At 39.4% G+C, this 14648-nt stretch carries 13 protein-coding genes and 1 tRNA gene; 12 read left to right on the top strand and 2 right to left on the bottom strand.

Annotation, left to right across the window (positions count from 1 at the left end):
- Nucleotides 1-193 precede the first annotated feature (193 nt).
- Complete coding sequence (locus ACTQ45_RS09915) at nucleotides 194-829, top strand: pentapeptide repeat-containing protein (RefSeq protein WP_441763582.1); 636 nt, start codon at nucleotides 194-196, stop codon at nucleotides 827-829.
- 67 nt (nucleotides 830-896) lie between these two features.
- On the opposite strand, the gene ACTQ45_RS09910 is transcribed toward ACTQ45_RS09915, so the two are convergent.
- Nucleotides 897-969, bottom strand: a tRNA-Ala gene (locus ACTQ45_RS09910).
- A gap of 149 nt (nucleotides 970-1118) precedes the next feature.
- Nucleotides 1119-2576 (bottom strand): FAD/NAD(P)-binding protein, encoded by a 1458-nt coding sequence (locus ACTQ45_RS09905; protein WP_441763581.1) that lies wholly within the window; start codon nucleotides 2574-2576, stop codon nucleotides 1119-1121.
- 185 nt (nucleotides 2577-2761) lie between these two features.
- On the opposite strand from ACTQ45_RS09905, the gene ACTQ45_RS09900 reads away from it, so the two are divergent.
- The 11 genes from ACTQ45_RS09900 (at nucleotide 2762) to ACTQ45_RS09850 (ending at nucleotide 14636) form a co-directional block, all read left to right on the top strand.
- Nucleotides 2762-3223, top strand: coding sequence for a GNAT family N-acetyltransferase (locus tag ACTQ45_RS09900; protein ID WP_441752397.1), 462 nt, complete (start codon nucleotides 2762-2764; stop codon nucleotides 3221-3223).
- A 21-nt stretch (nucleotides 3224-3244) separates the two neighbouring features.
- A complete protein-coding gene (locus tag ACTQ45_RS09895; RefSeq protein WP_441763580.1) occupies nucleotides 3245-3766 on the top strand; it encodes a cyclase family protein in 522 nt (173 codons plus the stop codon).
- A 112-nt stretch (nucleotides 3767-3878) separates the two neighbouring features.
- The gene (locus ACTQ45_RS09890) at nucleotides 3879-4997 is read left to right on the top strand and encodes a GGDEF domain-containing protein (protein WP_441763579.1); all 1119 of its coding nucleotides are present in this window, start codon (nucleotides 3879-3881) and stop codon (nucleotides 4995-4997) included.
- 37 nt (nucleotides 4998-5034) lie between these two features.
- Nucleotides 5035-6408, top strand: coding sequence for a DUF2130 domain-containing protein (locus ACTQ45_RS09885; RefSeq protein ID WP_441752394.1), 1374 nt, complete (start codon nucleotides 5035-5037; stop codon nucleotides 6406-6408).
- A 134-nt stretch (nucleotides 6409-6542) separates the two neighbouring features.
- Nucleotides 6543-6890 (top strand): zinc ribbon domain-containing protein YjdM, encoded by a 348-nt coding sequence (locus ACTQ45_RS09880; protein ID WP_441752393.1) that lies wholly within the window; start codon nucleotides 6543-6545, stop codon nucleotides 6888-6890.
- Between the two features lie 1176 nt (nucleotides 6891-8066).
- Entirely contained in the window at nucleotides 8067-9443 is a 1377-nt protein-coding gene (locus ACTQ45_RS09875) for a 6-phospho-beta-glucosidase (RefSeq protein WP_441763578.1), read from the top strand.
- Complete coding sequence (locus ACTQ45_RS09870) at nucleotides 9436-10833, top strand: glycoside hydrolase family 1 protein (RefSeq protein WP_441763577.1); 1398 nt, start codon at nucleotides 9436-9438, stop codon at nucleotides 10831-10833. The genes ACTQ45_RS09875 and ACTQ45_RS09870 overlap by 8 nt, the downstream gene beginning before the upstream one ends.
- A gap of 15 nt (nucleotides 10834-10848) precedes the next feature.
- Nucleotides 10849-11967: a DUF871 domain-containing protein gene (locus tag ACTQ45_RS09865; protein ID WP_441763576.1), complete on the top strand. Its 1119-nt coding sequence runs from the start codon at nucleotides 10849-10851 to the stop codon at nucleotides 11965-11967.
- Nucleotides 11964-13979: a BglG family transcription antiterminator gene (locus ACTQ45_RS09860; RefSeq protein WP_441763575.1), complete on the top strand. Its 2016-nt coding sequence runs from the start codon at nucleotides 11964-11966 to the stop codon at nucleotides 13977-13979. The genes ACTQ45_RS09865 and ACTQ45_RS09860 overlap by 4 nt, the downstream gene beginning before the upstream one ends.
- Before the next feature lie 22 nt (nucleotides 13980-14001).
- Nucleotides 14002-14313 carry a PTS sugar transporter subunit IIB gene (locus tag ACTQ45_RS09855; protein WP_441763574.1) on the top strand — a complete coding sequence of 104 codons (312 nt, stop codon included), beginning with the start codon at nucleotides 14002-14004 and terminating at the stop codon, nucleotides 14311-14313.
- 2 nt (nucleotides 14314-14315) lie between these two features.
- On the top strand, nucleotides 14316-14636 hold the full coding sequence (locus ACTQ45_RS09850; RefSeq protein WP_441763573.1) for a PTS lactose/cellobiose transporter subunit IIA: 321 nt from the start codon (nucleotides 14316-14318) through the stop codon (nucleotides 14634-14636).
- The last annotated feature ends 12 nt before the right edge of the window (nucleotides 14637-14648 follow it).

Genomic DNA, 14648 nt, shown 5'->3' with positions numbered 1-14648 from the left:
CTAAACGTCGCTAGTTGAAAGAAATAACTCATCTGAAACGTTAGTAACTAATGAGTTAAGAAAGTCAGTCGTTAACTTATGCCGTCATGTATGTTGAGTGATTGACACTGTCTAATAGAATTAAGTAAGGCGGTTAATTGCTGCGTGATGTGCTAGTATAGAAGATAAATAGTTTGTTGAAAGTAGGCCAAGAATGAAAATTGATTTCCCTAAAGTTGCACCAGATTTAGAAGTAAGTGCATTTCAAGACGTATTCGAACATGAGGACCCTAGTCTTGATTGCTGTCTGATAGTTGAAGCAGAGTTCGAGAATGAGTCGATGGAACGAATTAATCTCGATCAAGTTGTCTTTAAAAATTGTAAATTCATGAAAACAACATTCAATCATTTTGATGCACTCGATGTGCGCTTTGAAAATTGTGATTTATCGAATGTAAATTTCATGGGGGCCTCTATGCGCCGAGTAGAATTTATTAATTGTAAGTTGCTCGGTAGTAACTTTCCTGATGCCTATATTAATCATGTGACATTCAAACACTCGATTCTCAATTTCAGCACCTTCAGTCATGCGAAAATCGAAAGTGTTCACTTTGACGAAAGCATCTTAAAAAATGCAGACTTCTTCGAATGTAAATTTAAGAAAATTGCCTTTAATCAGTGTGATTTAAATGAAGCGACCTTTGAACAAACGCCCCTTAAAGGCATTGATATCAGCACATCAACCTTTGATCGCCTGAGTGTCTCGGTTGATAATCTGAAAGGCTGTCGCGTCTCGTCACACCAAGCTGTTCAATTTGCTTCTTTATTAGGACTAATTGTGACTCACTAATAACAAAAATAGCCCTTATCCAGATTTATACCGGATAAGGACTATTTTATTTTGGATGTATAAAGGATGGAGATAGACGGGCTCGAACCGACGACCTCTTCACTGCCAGCGAAGCGCTCTCCCAACTGAGCTATACCCCCAAATATTAACAACTGAATACCATTATACTTGGTATTAAAAATAAAGCAATCCTCCTTAGATATATCAGATAGTTTATTTGCTGATCATTCAGACCAGATAAAAAGAAAAATCTAGTTTGTCGGCTTGGTTAGACAAACTAGATTCGTGTTTAGTTTTTATGATTTTGGATAAAATCATCGGCCACGCGTTCGGCTTGTTTGATGCATAAGTGAATATTGTTATTGCCATAGTGGATGGGTGAAATCCAATGTCCGAGTAGGAAAGTGTTGGGCATCGTACCATATTTATTACTGAGCACTTGGCACTGTGGCCAAGTGACGGCAATGCCTCCACGGTAGTAGGGCGTGAAAATTTCCTTATTATATAAATTGTTTAACAATAAATCGAAGTTGCTAGCGGCTTTTAAATCTAGTTGGAAGCCAGCACAATTTATTAACACATCCATTAGGTGTTTTTCACCAGCTTTTGTTTTAACATGGTAGATATTATCTTCATAGTCAATGCTTTGGACGTCCGTAATGAGTTCTAAAGAATGTTCACCCAAGGCATTGATAACATTCTTTAAGGACTCGACAGGCATTTGGCTGCGGAAATGATTAAAGATAGCCTCATAATTTCTAGAATAATTATCACGGTCACTTGGCGTCAAGGCATTGTATAGGTCGGGCAATAATTGGGTTAACCGCACAACGTATCGTCGAATTTGCCCTAGAGTTAGGTCAGGGTCTTGTAGTGCTTTTTCGACTTCAGCCAGGGACCCTTTACCATAAAGATGAATCAGGCGTTTGAAATCGATGCCGTTGTCTGCCAAATCCTTGCGAAAGGTTTCGACCATGAGATCTAAGGCGATATGTCCCGTTTCGTTTCTTTGGTCGGTGATCCATTCGGGAGCAAAAGTCATCTGTAATTCCCCTTGGAATCGTTTGAACTTAACCGTTCTAAAGGGATTTTGATCACGAATAAATAATTTAGGCGTTTCCTGCCAATCATATTCTTTCAAAAGATACTTAATCACATCCATCGAAGTCAGTCCACTGCCAATCACGCCGACACGCGCTTTAGGATCAAGTGTATTGAGAACGGATTGAATGGGGTAAGGGTGATTGATATAGCCGGGTGTGCCGCTGAGTTGATAGCGGTCAGCATAAGGCGGATGACCGATCGTGAAAAAGACAGCGTCATAGGTTTGATACCATCGACCAGTATCAGTCAGCAATCCTTGTTTGTCGCCTTGCCAGTCTAAGTCGATAACTGATTCAGGAATCACATTGACTTGTGGCCGATGAAAGAAGGGGAGTAACCGGTCGCTCAAATACTCCCCATAATAAGTACGCGGTGGAAAAGCATCATTAAAGGCTAATTCTGGATAATGATCGCCTAACCAATCAAGAAAGTCACTTGGTTGGTCCGCTTGAATACTAAGATCTTGCGCATGCTCGTTCATAATCGCTTGGGTCGTATCTTGTTCATACGGTTGGCCAACGACAAGTTGATCACGCTTCTCGAAGACATCGATGTGCAGCGAGTTTAACACCTCGCTCGCTTGAATAAATTTACGTACGAGTGTGGAACCACTCGCACCAGCACCTACTATAGCAATTTTCATGAAAGAGCACTCCTTTTAAGTCGAAATAAGATTAAATTCATTATAGCTTACCTAAGGCCAAATATCATTCTAAAATAGAATGGTTTTAAATTAGCGGCTAATGACAGAAGCAGTTAATTGCCAATTGATTTTTACTTGAAGAAATGAGAAGCTAATTTTAGTACGTTTTGACGAGGAGTTTTACGATGATTAAAATAAAAGCTGTAGACGAAAGTAATTTTATGGCGGTCGTTCAACTAGAGATGACACCTACTCAAAAAGAAGCAAAATGGTTATCGGACAATGTGTTTTCACTGGCACAGTGTTGGCTTTACCGCGAGAATAATGATTGTTTTCCAAATGCGATATACTTTGAGGAGGAAGTGGTTGGGTTTGTCCTATTAGAAATTGAAGCCGATAGTCAGGAGTTATTGATTTGGCGACTAATGATTGGTCAACAGTTTCAAGGCAAAAGTTATGGGCGTCAAGCCATGAAGACACTCATTGAAGAAGCAGCCCTCAACTACCCAGAGCGAACAATTGTCGCTGATTATGTGGAAGGTAACGAGGTGATGAAGCAATTGTTAACGAGCTTAGGATTCAAGGAAGCCGGTTATAACAAAGAACATCAAGAGTATATTATGCATTATAAACATTGCTCAGTTTAACTTTAAAAAAGGAGTCAAATAATGAAAGTAATCGATTTAAGCGCGCCACTGTATGACGCGATGCCGGTTTATCCGGGAGACCCTGCTGTTTCAATTGAAGTTGTTCATACTTATGAAGAGAAGAGTTGGGAGTTACGGCAGCTGTCTTTAGGTAGCCATACTGGGACGCATGTCGATGCTTTTTCGCATATGCATCCTGAGGGGAGCCGGTTAGATGAGATGGATTTGACGCGTTTTTTTGGTTCAGGGATGGTCGTTGATCTAGACGCTGAGTGGCCAAGTGGGTTGGGTTTGTTTTTTACTGAAGAAATTGGGAGGGCTTATTTTGATAAGATTGTTGACTCGGGTCCGGGTTTTGTGGGAGGAGAGTTGAGTGTTGAGTTGGAGCGAGCTTTGTTGGGGCAGGGGATTGTGACTTATACGGGTTTGGTGAATTTGGATTGTTTGCCACGAGGGAGTGTTTTTTCTTTTTTTGGCTTGCCTTTGAATATCAAAGGCGGGGATGGGTCCCCTGTGCGAGCGGTTGCATTGTTGAAAGAATAGCTATACTAATGAATACCAAATGTGATATATTATAAGAAATCTATCAATTAACTGACAAAATTTATCGAGCTCTTGTTTAAGCTTGATGAGTGCTTAGGGGGCAACGTAAGCTGTGAGTAGAATTCCTTTTTCTGTTCGTCGTGAGTCTGAGGCAAGTGAGGATTATTGGGTTAAGCAGTTGGTTGCAGTGTCCTATTGGATTGTTGCTATTAATTTTATGGCGCACATTGCATTGTGGTTTTATGCTTCGTCTGTGAGTGAATCCGTTCATTTCGATGTGAGTTTTGTTGAGCGAATTCTGCTGACTTTTTGGATGTTGACGGCCAATTTCTCAGTGAACTGGCTGGTGAATTCTTGGCGACTGCCTTTATTGGTGAAGGAGTATTTGGCCATTATTTTATTGATTTTCTTTTGTGCCTGTTTGTGTCTGCAGTATCGTCAAGCGAGTGTTTTATTAGCTTCTTTTATCGCTCCGGTTTTAATTTCTACGTTATTTTCTAATTTCAGGTTAACGCGTCAGATCTTTTTGATTGCTCAGGTTTTAATGCTCGTGAGTGCGTATATGATGTATGGGACTTCGCGTAGTACTTTCGACAGTTGGACTCAGGTGTTGACTGCTTCAGGTATGTTAGTCGGGGCTTGTTTATTGGCTAGAGTTCAAATTCTACATAGTCGTTCGACTTATACTAATTATCAACATATCATTCAAAATAACGAACAGTTAGAGCTGGAATTGAAGCTTGATCCTTTAACCCGTTTATATAATCGTAAGGCTTACCAAGACATGCTGCCTAAAATTATGGAAGATTGTCGTGCATCATATCAGTTATTGTCATTAGCGGTACTAGATATTGATGAATTTAAACAAGTCAATGATACCTATGGGCATGCGGTTGGTGATCGTGTATTATTGATGATTTCTTATATTATTCGTCAAGCAGCGATGGATGAGTTTTATGCCTTTCGAATTGGTGGTGAAGAATTTGTGTTTGTTTTTCCGGAGAAGTCAGTCGATGCCGCTTCAGTTTTGTGTGAAGAGATTCTGTTAAATATTGAGCGTTTGAGTTTTTCTGAGATGAATAATAATGGTGTGACGGGAAGCTGTGGAATTGCGGGGATGTCACGTCACAGCTCGAGTCCGATTGAGTTATTTAAAGTAGCGGATGCTGCTTTATATAAAGCAAAAAATTCAGGGAAGAACAAGATTGTGATTCGTAGGCAAGCAACTTAATATAATAGAGTGAATGTAATTTTGAAAGGAAGATTGAATGAACGAAATTAAATGTCCCCATTGTCAGAGCGTGTTTACGATTGATGAGGCAAGCTATGCGGATATTCTCAATCAAGTGCGTAACCAGGAGTTTCATGAGGAAATTCATGAGAAATTAGCACAGGCTAAATTGCAACATGACAGTCAACTAGCCTTAATAGAAGAACAAACTAAAAATAATTTTGATAAACAGTTAACAGAAAAAGAAAAAGAGCTGGCAGAAATGCAAGCGTCGATGCGTGCACATGAGCAAGAAAAAGCGATGGCGGTTGCGAAAGTTGAAACTAGTCTGAAGGAGCAACTGACACAACAAGCGGCTCAAATCGCAGCCTTGGAAAGTCAATCTCGTGAAAAAGAAAAAGAACGAGCATTGGATTTACAAAAGGCTCTGAGCGAGAAAGATCAAACTTTGGCTGAGTTACAATCGCGCTTACAGTCGAGCGAGAATGAGAAGCAATTGGAATTGACGAAGATTCAATCCACCAAGGAAAAAGAGTTAATGGCCTTGCAATCGCAACTTAATCTGCATCATAAGGAAAGTGAGCTAGAGAAAAATAGCTTAAAGGATAAATACGAAAATGAATTGCGTATGAAAGACGAGACTATTAGTTTCTATAAAGATTTTAAGGCTAAGCAATCGACGAAAATGATTGGCGAAACCTTGGAACAGCATTGCGAGATCGAGTTCAACCGTTTGCGCATGACAGCTTTTAAAAATGCTTATTTTGGAAAAGATAATGATATTTCTAAAGGAAGTAAGGGCGATTATATTTACCGTGAACACGATGAATATGGTAATGAAATTATTTCAATTATGTTTGAGATGAAAAACGAAGGTGACGAAACAGCTACTAAGAAGAGAAATGAACATTTCTTCAAACAACTCGATAAGAACCGTCAAGACAAAAAGTGTGAATTCGCAATTTTAGTGTCGATGTTAGAAGCAGATAATGAGTTATACAATAACGGTATCGTCGATGTTTCATATGAGTATCCTAAAATGTATGTAATTCGTCCGCAATTTTTCATTCCGATTATTACTTTATTGCGTAATGCGGCGATGAATTCTTTAGAATATAAACAAGAGATTGCCTTGATGCGTGAACAGACGATTGATATCACGAACTTCGAAGAAGACTTAGAAGTCTTCAAAACTGGCTTTGCGAGAAACTACGATTTGGCTAGTCGAAAATTCATGACGGCGATTGATGAGATTGATAAGACAATTAGAAATCTCCAAAAAACAAAGGAAGCTTTGTTATCCTCTGAAAATAATTTACGTTTAGCTAATAATAAAGCGGAAGATTTGACTGTCAAGAAACTGGTTAGGAATAATCCAACCATGAAAGAGAAGTTTGACGCTTTAAAGTAAGGGCTTGTGGCAACTTTTTTAGTAGCTGTTGAAAGTGCTTAGTTATCACTAAAAAGTTGGCAATTTAAGCTGTCGTATTATTTTTGAAGACATGGTAGAATATTGTCTAGTAAATAAAATAGGAGGGTTGATTTATGGATACTTTACCAAATTGCCCACAGTGTGATTCAGAATACACTTACGAAGATGGAAGTTTATTTGTTTGCCCAATGTGTGCACATGAATGGACAGCAGCTGAAGCTGCAGAAGAAACTGCAGTAGCTACAATTAAAGATGCTAATGGGAATGATTTAGAAGACGGCGATGATGTCGTTGTGATTAAGGATCTACCTGTAAAAGGGTCTAAAACTGCTATTAAGCTTGGAACCAAAGTAAAGAATATTAAATTAATTTTTGATGCCGCTGATGGACACGACATCGATTGTCGTATTGATGGCTTCGGTGCCATGAAACTGAAATCAGAATTCGTCAAAAAAGCTTAAATTTATCAAACTAATTAAATTGTAGCGAACACGCTTGTTCTATCTAAATGATTGAAGAGATTTAATCATTGATAGGATGAGCGTGTTTTTTTGCTTTGGGTGAGGGGAGAGGTTGTATTTAGAGACAAGTCCGATTTGAACTTCAATCGTGACAAGCTTTAGGAGTGAAGTTTGGTTAGCTTTCCAAGGTAGTATGGCTCTTCCAGGTGAAGTATCGTTTTGCTATATCACTTCTAGGTGATGTATCGTTTTGCTATATCACTTCCAGGTGATGTATCGACTTGTTATATCACTTCCAAGTGATGTAGCGCTTTGCTATATCACTTCCAGGTGATGTATCGCTTTGTTATATCACTTCCAGGTGATGTATCGACTTGTTATATCACTTCCAGGTGATGTATCGCTTTGCTATATCACTTCCAGGTGATGTATCGCTTTGCTATATCACTTCCAGGTGATGTATCGACTTGTTATATCACTTCCAGGTGATGTATCGTTTTGCTATATCACTTCCAGGTGATGTATCGCTTTGTTATATCACTTCCAGGTGATGTAGCGCTTTGTTATATCACTTCCAGGTGATGTAGCGATTTGTTATATCACTTCCAGGTGATGTATCGCTTTGCTATATCACTTCCAGGTGATGTATCGCTTTGCTATATCACACCAAGGTGATGTAGCGCTTTGCACGGCGTCCTATTTGAGATTCAATTAAGCGAGAAGACGCGAGCGATATGGAAGTAACGGTCGTTAGAATAAAATAAAGTTGATTAACTTATATAAAAGACACTAGATGGAGTCAGCGTATTTTTTTGAGTAAGTGTGCTTATTTTCTATACAGATAATTCTTCTTGAAGACAGTTTTTAACAGGAGTAGTAATTATTTACGAGTTTATTTTGCTTACTCCCTTTCTTTTTGAACAATCTAGTTGAGCGGTTCCATCTTTGTGGAAACACAATGGAGGGTTTTTAGGTTAGAGTTTTGAGGTCTTATTTTCCCTTGAAAAGGTGTGTGTTTCTGATTGAATCATTCGTTTTATTAAATGTATTAATAACTTCATAGTATCATGTCAGGAAGTTTCCGGTTCATGACGGAAGAAGATTAACAATAAAAGTGTTTACACTGAGAGGTTAGAAAATTATGATAAAGGTGCATTATAAAAGGATTGATGACTCATGAAGTTAGTGATTATTGGTGGCGGGTCAAGTTATAGTCCTGAGTTAATCAGTGGTTTAATTGCTCGCAAGGAAACTTTAGCGATCGACGAGATTGTGTTGGTTGATGTTCCCGAAGGGAAAGCGAAGTTGAGTATAATCGAAGCATTTACAAAGAGGATGTTGAAGGCGGCGGGGATTCAATGGCAGGTGTCGGCTACTTTAGATCGTCATGCAGCACTGGCTGGGGCGAATTATGTGTTGACACAGTTTCGTGTCGGGCAAATGGATGCGCGAATTTTGGATGAAGCAATTCCTTTAACTCACCAAATGATCGGCCAAGAAACGAACGGTGCCGGTGGTATTCTGAAAGCGTTTCGTACGATTCAAGTATTCAAAGGCATTGTGGCCGATATGAAAGAGCAGTGTCCAAATGCTTGGTTAATTAACTTTACTAATCCAGCGGGAATGGTGACTGAGGCAGTTATCAAACATTTAGGTTGGAAGCGCACGGTTGGTTTATGTAATATACCGGTTGGGCAACAGCGTGCAGCCAGTGACGTGCTTGAGATAGGTCATTTAACCTTGCGTCATCAAGGTATGAATCATTTTCATTTCCATCAAGTGTGGGATGAAGCGGGCAATGAGAGAACTCAGGAAGTCATCGAGGCTTTGTATGGCACGCAGACAAAGGATTATACGGTCAAGAATATTTCTAATATGAATTTCAATACACCAATGCTGAAAGCGCTTGGTTTATTGCCTTGTGACTATCATCGTTATTATTTTTTAGAACAAGAGATGTTAGCGGATATGTTAGAGCAGTTTGAGCGTGGTGAGATTCGGGCGCAACAAGTTAAAGAGGTTGAGCAGTCACTGTTTGAAGTGTATGCCGATGAGACGCAAGTCACCAAGCCTAAGGCTTTGGAAGAGCGTGGAGGGGCATTCTATAGTGAAGTCGCCTGTGAGTTGGTTAATGCGATTGAGAATAATACGCATCAATTATTAGTTGTGTCTACTTTAAATAATGGAGCCGTCAAGGAATTACCGGCTGATGTGGTGGTTGAAACGACCTGTGTGATTACCGCTCAAGGGCCAATTCCTTTAACGTCACCTGACTTGCCAGTGTTTGCTAGAGGTTATGTGCAAACGATTAAGGCGATGGAAGAATTGACAATCCAAGCTGCAATTGAAGGTAGCTATGATTTAGCCTATCAAGCCTTTTTATTAAATCCATTAATTGAGAACGGTTTAATAACCGAAGAATTATTACAGGAAATGTTAGTGGCTCATGAAGTTCATTTACCGCAGTTTGAAAAAGTGATTCAAGCAATCAAAGCGGCTAAACCGCAACTCGTTGAGAAGATAAAGACCTTGAAGGAGGAATTACATGTATAAGTTTCCAGATGGCTTCTTGTGGGGAACCTCTACTTCCGGACCACAAAGTGAGGGCATTGAACAAGGGGATGGCAAGGGCATGAGTAATTGGGATTACTGGTTCAGCATTGCGCCAGAGAAATTCCATCATCAAGTCGGTCCAGACCGCACCTCTACTTTTTACAAAAACTATAAAGAAGATATTGAGTTACTCGAACAAACGGGTCATACGACCTTTAGACCATCAATTCAATGGTCGCGCTTAATTCCGGAAGGAGTGGGCGCAATTAATCCCAAAGCGGTCGAGTTTTACCGTGAGGTGTTTAAGCGAATTAATGACAAGGGCATCAAATTGATGGTCAACTTGTATCATTTCGATTTACCTTATGCGCTCCAAGCTAAGGGTGGTTGGGAAAACAAGGAGACGGTTTATGCTTTTCGTGATTATGCTGCCAAGTGTTTTGAACTGTTTGGCGATTTAGTCGATACTTGGTTTACTTTCAACGAACCGATTGTACCGGTTGAAGCGGGCTATTTAGGAGAGTTCCACTACCCAGCCAAAGTTGATTTGAAAGCAGCGATTCAAGTGGCTTATAACACGCAATTGGCAAGTTCTTTAGCTGTTGAAGCGTGCCACCGTTTGAATCCAGCGCATCGTATTAGTGTGATTTTAAACTTAACACCGGCTTATCCACGCAGTGATAGCTCAGAGGATTTAAAAGCAGCTCGTATTGCCGAGTTATTCCAAGCAAAGAGTTTCTTGGATCCTTCCGTTAATGGCTATTATCCTGAAGAGTTAGTGGAGATTATTAAAGCACATGATTTACTACCCGATTATACGTCGGAAGAGTTAGACGTGATTCGTGAGAATACGGTCGATTTTCTAGGTGTTAACTATTATCAACCACTACGCGTTCAAGCGCCGGAAGATTCCGCAGATTCAGAAGATGCGGCAAATGATGTGGCTGGTCCAACAAACTTAGACTACTATTTTGAACAATATGTGATGCCAGGCCGTAAAATTAATCCACATCGTGGTTGGGAAATTTATGAACCAGGTGTATATGACATCGCGATGATGATTAAGGAAGACTACGGTAACATCGAATGGATTTTAACTGAAAACGGTATGGGTGTTGAAGGCGAAGAGAAATTCAAACAAGACGGCGTTATCCAAGATGATTACCGCATTGAATTTATCGAGGACCATTTAAAAGTCTTGCATCAAGCCATTGAAGACGGAGCTAATTGTCACGGTTATATGTTATGGACCTTTGTGGATTGCTGGTCTTGGCTAAATGCGTATAAGAACCGCTACGGTTTAGTTGAACTAAACTTAGAAACTCAAGAGCGTACGATTAAAAAATCAGGTCACTGGTTCAAAACGTTAAGTCAAAACAATGGCTTTTAAGAAGGAGGAGTTTAAATGAATTTAGGATTTTCTCTCTATCCCGATCAACATTCACTTGAAGAGATGACGGCTTATATCAAATGCTTGATGCAATATCCTTTCAAACGTGTGTTTTTAAGTTTACTTCAAATGGATGTGCACGATGACGCTATGATGGAAAAGTATCAAGCGATTATACAGTTATGTAAAAGCAAGCAGTTGCTTGTGATTGCGGATATTAATCAAAGCCTGATTGATCAACTGGGCTGGAACGGTCTACTTGTTGACAAAGCGAGAGCCTTCGGATTAGATGGCTTACGTTTAGACGAGCCGCTTGAATTGTCTCAGATGATTCAAGTGATCAATAATCCCCACAATTTCAGAATAGAGCTGAACATCAGCCAGGATAACCAATTATTGGAATGTTTATTGAAAAATGGGGCGCGTAAGGACAATCTTATTGGTTGTCATAATTTCTATCCGAAACGCTTTACTGGCCTTTCGCATGAGCATTTCATCCAAACAACTAAAAATTATCAGAATTTAGGCGTTTTATCAGCGGCCTTTATTACAGCAACCAGTGCAAGCGAAGGACCTTGGCCGGTTTCAGACGGTTTACCAACCTTAGAAAGACACCGAGACAGTCAGTCTACAAGCCAACTAAAAGAACTCATTTATCAAGGCTTAATTGATGATGTGATTATTTCGAATCAGTTTGTCAGTGATGAAGAACTTCAACGCTTGATGGCTGCTTTTACAACTGAACGTATTCTGGAAGTAGAAGTGGTGGACGATTTAAGTGAAGCCGAAAGAATGATTATCGATTATGATCATCACTACCGCAACGATATCTCAGAATATGTCTTGCGCTCAACGATGACGCGTATTGTGTATCAAGCCGAAGATTTACCTAGCAGAGGTCAAGCAAAGGGCGTTAAACGTGGCGACCTTCTCATTGATAATAATGACTATGGACGTTATAAAGGTGAGTTACAGATTGCATTAAGAGACTTTGAAGCCACTGATAAAACCAATATCGTCGGACGCATCACACCATCAGATTTACCGCTACTTGCTTACTTGAAGCCAAATGATGCCTTTAAATTAAGCATTCGTTTAGAGTCGCCTCAGGCAAAGCAGGTGAGTGATTCATGATGGAACGTGTTCCCATTAATCATAAAGAAGCGCAAGTAATTCAATACTTGCATGAGCATTTAGAACAATACTTATCCAGTACGCTTATCGGTGAACAGCTAGAGATGTCGGATCGAACTGCGCGTAAATACATTCATCAAAGTAATGAATTAGTCGAACGATATGGCGCCAACATTGAAATCAAAAAAGGGCACGGATACCGGTTAGTTATTCAGGAAGTGGCTAAATTCAATATTTTGCTTGATCGCTTGAGAAAAGATGAAAGCAATCTGTCGGATGTTTATGCGATTACGCAAACAGAAGACCGTGAGCGCTATTTGTTAAGTAAAGTCTTTTTAGAGAATAAATGTTTAACGGTAACGGAATATGCTAAGGAATTACTAGTCAGTCGTTCAACGATTATGCATCTAATCCAAAGCATTCGGGAACAATTAAGTAAATACGAATTAACCTTATCGAATAATACTAATGAAGGCATCCAAGTTCATGGGGCTGAAATTGAAAAGCGTCGTTTTATCCTTAAATATTTCTTCGGCTCAGATACTATGAATCATTTTATGAAACTTAACCGCATTGATGAAAAAGAAGAAGGCTTTACGGTGGAAACACTGTCGATTATCGTTTTAGAAGAGTGTCGTAATGGCTCGATTCAGTTATCAGATTATGTCATGCAAAACCTGGTTATTCATCTGGCATTAGCGATTATTCGAATTAAAGCAGGGAATGTGCTAGAGACGTCACCAGTTAGTGGTGGTGTCGACTTAAGGAAAGAAATGGTGATTGCCAAGAAGATGATTCAACGCATCGAAGCCTCTGTCGATATTACCTTTCCGGAAGATGAATCGATGTATATTGGTTTGCATTTGAAATCAAGATCGAACCAATTGTCGACATTCGACGAACCATGGGACGATAGTACGAATGATTTACAACTCCAAGTAATGGAAACGTTACTTGAAATTGAACAATCAAGCGACTTAAGATTCAAATTAGATGCCAAATTATTAATGGGCCTCAATGCTCATTTTGACCCGTTGATGACGAGACTTAAAATGGGAATTCCTTTAAAGAATCCTTTGTTAAAGGAAGTTAAAGTCAATTACCCAGAAGTGTTTCAAATTACCAAAGAATACTTTAAGAAGATGCCTCTACTTGAAGAGTATCAAGTCGATGATCATGAATGGGCTTATATTACCTTACATCTACTAGCTGCCGTTGAAAGAAGTTATCAGAGTCAGCAATTAAAAGTTATCGTCATTTGTGCAACAGGTTTAGGTAGCGCCCAGATGTTAAGGAATCGCTTGGAAAATGAATTTGGTAAAAGTATCCAGATCATGGATGTGATTAGTTATTACCAATTAACGGATCAAGTACTCGAGGAAGTTGATTTGATTATATCAACACTTGAAATATCCAATACCTTCTTCAATATCCCCGTCATCAATGTCAGCGTCTTTTTAACTGAAGACAATATTGCGGACATTACGCACCATATTAAAGAAGACACGAAACGTTTGGGGCGTACGAAGAAGACGCAAGAATCCACGACAAAATTGGAGGGAATATTTAATCAATATTTCGACCCAAGTCGGTTTATCTTGTTTGAAGAAACAAGTAACCGTGTGGATGTTTTACGCGATATGATCCAACGTTTGAGCGATAGTCAAGGAGAAGGCTTTGTTGATGATTTTATGCAGCATATTGAATTGCGTGAGTATTATGGTACGTTAGCGTTCTCAGAGACAGTTGCTTTTCCTCATCCATCGACGCCACTTGGCGTCAACAGTGAAGTGGTCGTTGGTTTGATTCCAGATGGGATTGAATGGGACCTTGAACATCCTGATGTGAAGTTTATTATCTTGATGTCGCCATCCAAGTTAACCAATAAGAACCTCAACTTGGTGACGGATTACTTCGTAGAGTTTGTGCAGAAAACTGATATTCAAGCACAACTTTTAGAACAACCAACTTTTGAACATTTTAAAGAAACGTTCTTAAAGAATAAAAATTAAACAAGAAAAAGGAGAAACAAAAATGAAAGAAATTATGTTAGTATGTAACGCTGGTATGTCAACAAGTATGTTAGTAACGAAAATGCAAAAAGCTGCTGAAGCTAAAGGGATGGACGTTAAAATTTGGGCGGTTTCATTATCAGAAGTCGATGAAAATGTTAAAAACAACAATATCAACTTAATCATGGTAGGTCCTCAAGTTAAATTTGTGGTGAAGAAATTAAAAGAAAAATTCGAACCAGAAATTCTTGTAACGGATATCGCGATGATTGATTACGGCAGAATGGACGGAGAAAAAGTATTATCTCACGCCCTTTCAATGATAGGAGAATAATGATGAGCGAGCCAAAAAACTTAGAAGCAATCATGGGTTTAATTATGTACGGTGGCGACGCCAAAGGTAAAGCAGTCGAAGCTTTAGAAGCAGCTAAGGAAGGAGATTTTGAACAAGCTGAAGTGATGTTAGGCCAAGCAAACGAGTCACTCGTAACAGCACATCGTTCTCAAACGAGCTTATTGACGAATGAAGCACAAGGTGAGTCAGTTGAAATTTCACTATTATTAATTCACGGTCAAGACCATTTAATGAACGCGATTACGTTTATCGATTTAGTGCGCGAAATGATTGAACTTTATAAGAAGCTAGCAGTAGCTTAGAAATAGGTGACG

It is taken from the genome of Fundicoccus sp. Sow4_D5 (assembly GCF_052116365.1).
GTDB lineage: Bacteria > Bacillota > Bacilli > Lactobacillales > Aerococcaceae > Fundicoccus.
The sequence above is the reverse complement of the archived record's forward strand: the minus strand, read 5'-3'. Positions and strand labels throughout refer to the sequence as shown.

Bases quoted from the DNA above. Each gene is read 5' to 3' on its own strand.
- ACTQ45_RS09850 (WP_441763573.1), top strand. From the start codon at position 14,316: ATGAGCGAGCCAAAAAACTTAGAAGCAATCATGGGTTTAATTATGTAC.
- ACTQ45_RS09875 (WP_441763578.1), top strand. From the start codon at position 8,067: ATGAAGTTAGTGATTATTGGTGGCGGGTCAAGTTATAGTCCTGAGTTA.
- ACTQ45_RS09865 (WP_441763576.1), top strand. From the start codon at position 10,849: ATGAATTTAGGATTTTCTCTCTATCCCGATCAACATTCACTTGAAGAG.
- ACTQ45_RS09895 (WP_441763580.1), top strand. From the start codon at position 3,245: ATGAAAGTAATCGATTTAAGCGCGCCACTGTATGACGCGATGCCGGTT.
- ACTQ45_RS09870 (WP_441763577.1), top strand. From the start codon at position 9,436: ATGTATAAGTTTCCAGATGGCTTCTTGTGGGGAACCTCTACTTCCGGA.
- ACTQ45_RS09855 (WP_441763574.1), top strand. From the start codon at position 14,002: ATGAAAGAAATTATGTTAGTATGTAACGCTGGTATGTCAACAAGTATG.
- ACTQ45_RS09915 (WP_441763582.1), top strand. From the start codon at position 194: ATGAAAATTGATTTCCCTAAAGTTGCACCAGATTTAGAAGTAAGTGCA.
- ACTQ45_RS09900 (WP_441752397.1), top strand. From the start codon at position 2,762: ATGATTAAAATAAAAGCTGTAGACGAAAGTAATTTTATGGCGGTCGTT.
- ACTQ45_RS09860 (WP_441763575.1), top strand. From the start codon at position 11,964: ATGATGGAACGTGTTCCCATTAATCATAAAGAAGCGCAAGTAATTCAA.
- ACTQ45_RS09905 (WP_441763581.1), bottom strand. From the start codon at position 2,576: ATGAAAATTGCTATAGTAGGTGCTGGTGCGAGTGGTTCCACACTCGTA.
- ACTQ45_RS09880 (WP_441752393.1), top strand. From the start codon at position 6,543: ATGGATACTTTACCAAATTGCCCACAGTGTGATTCAGAATACACTTAC.
- ACTQ45_RS09885 (WP_441752394.1), top strand. From the start codon at position 5,035: ATGAACGAAATTAAATGTCCCCATTGTCAGAGCGTGTTTACGATTGAT.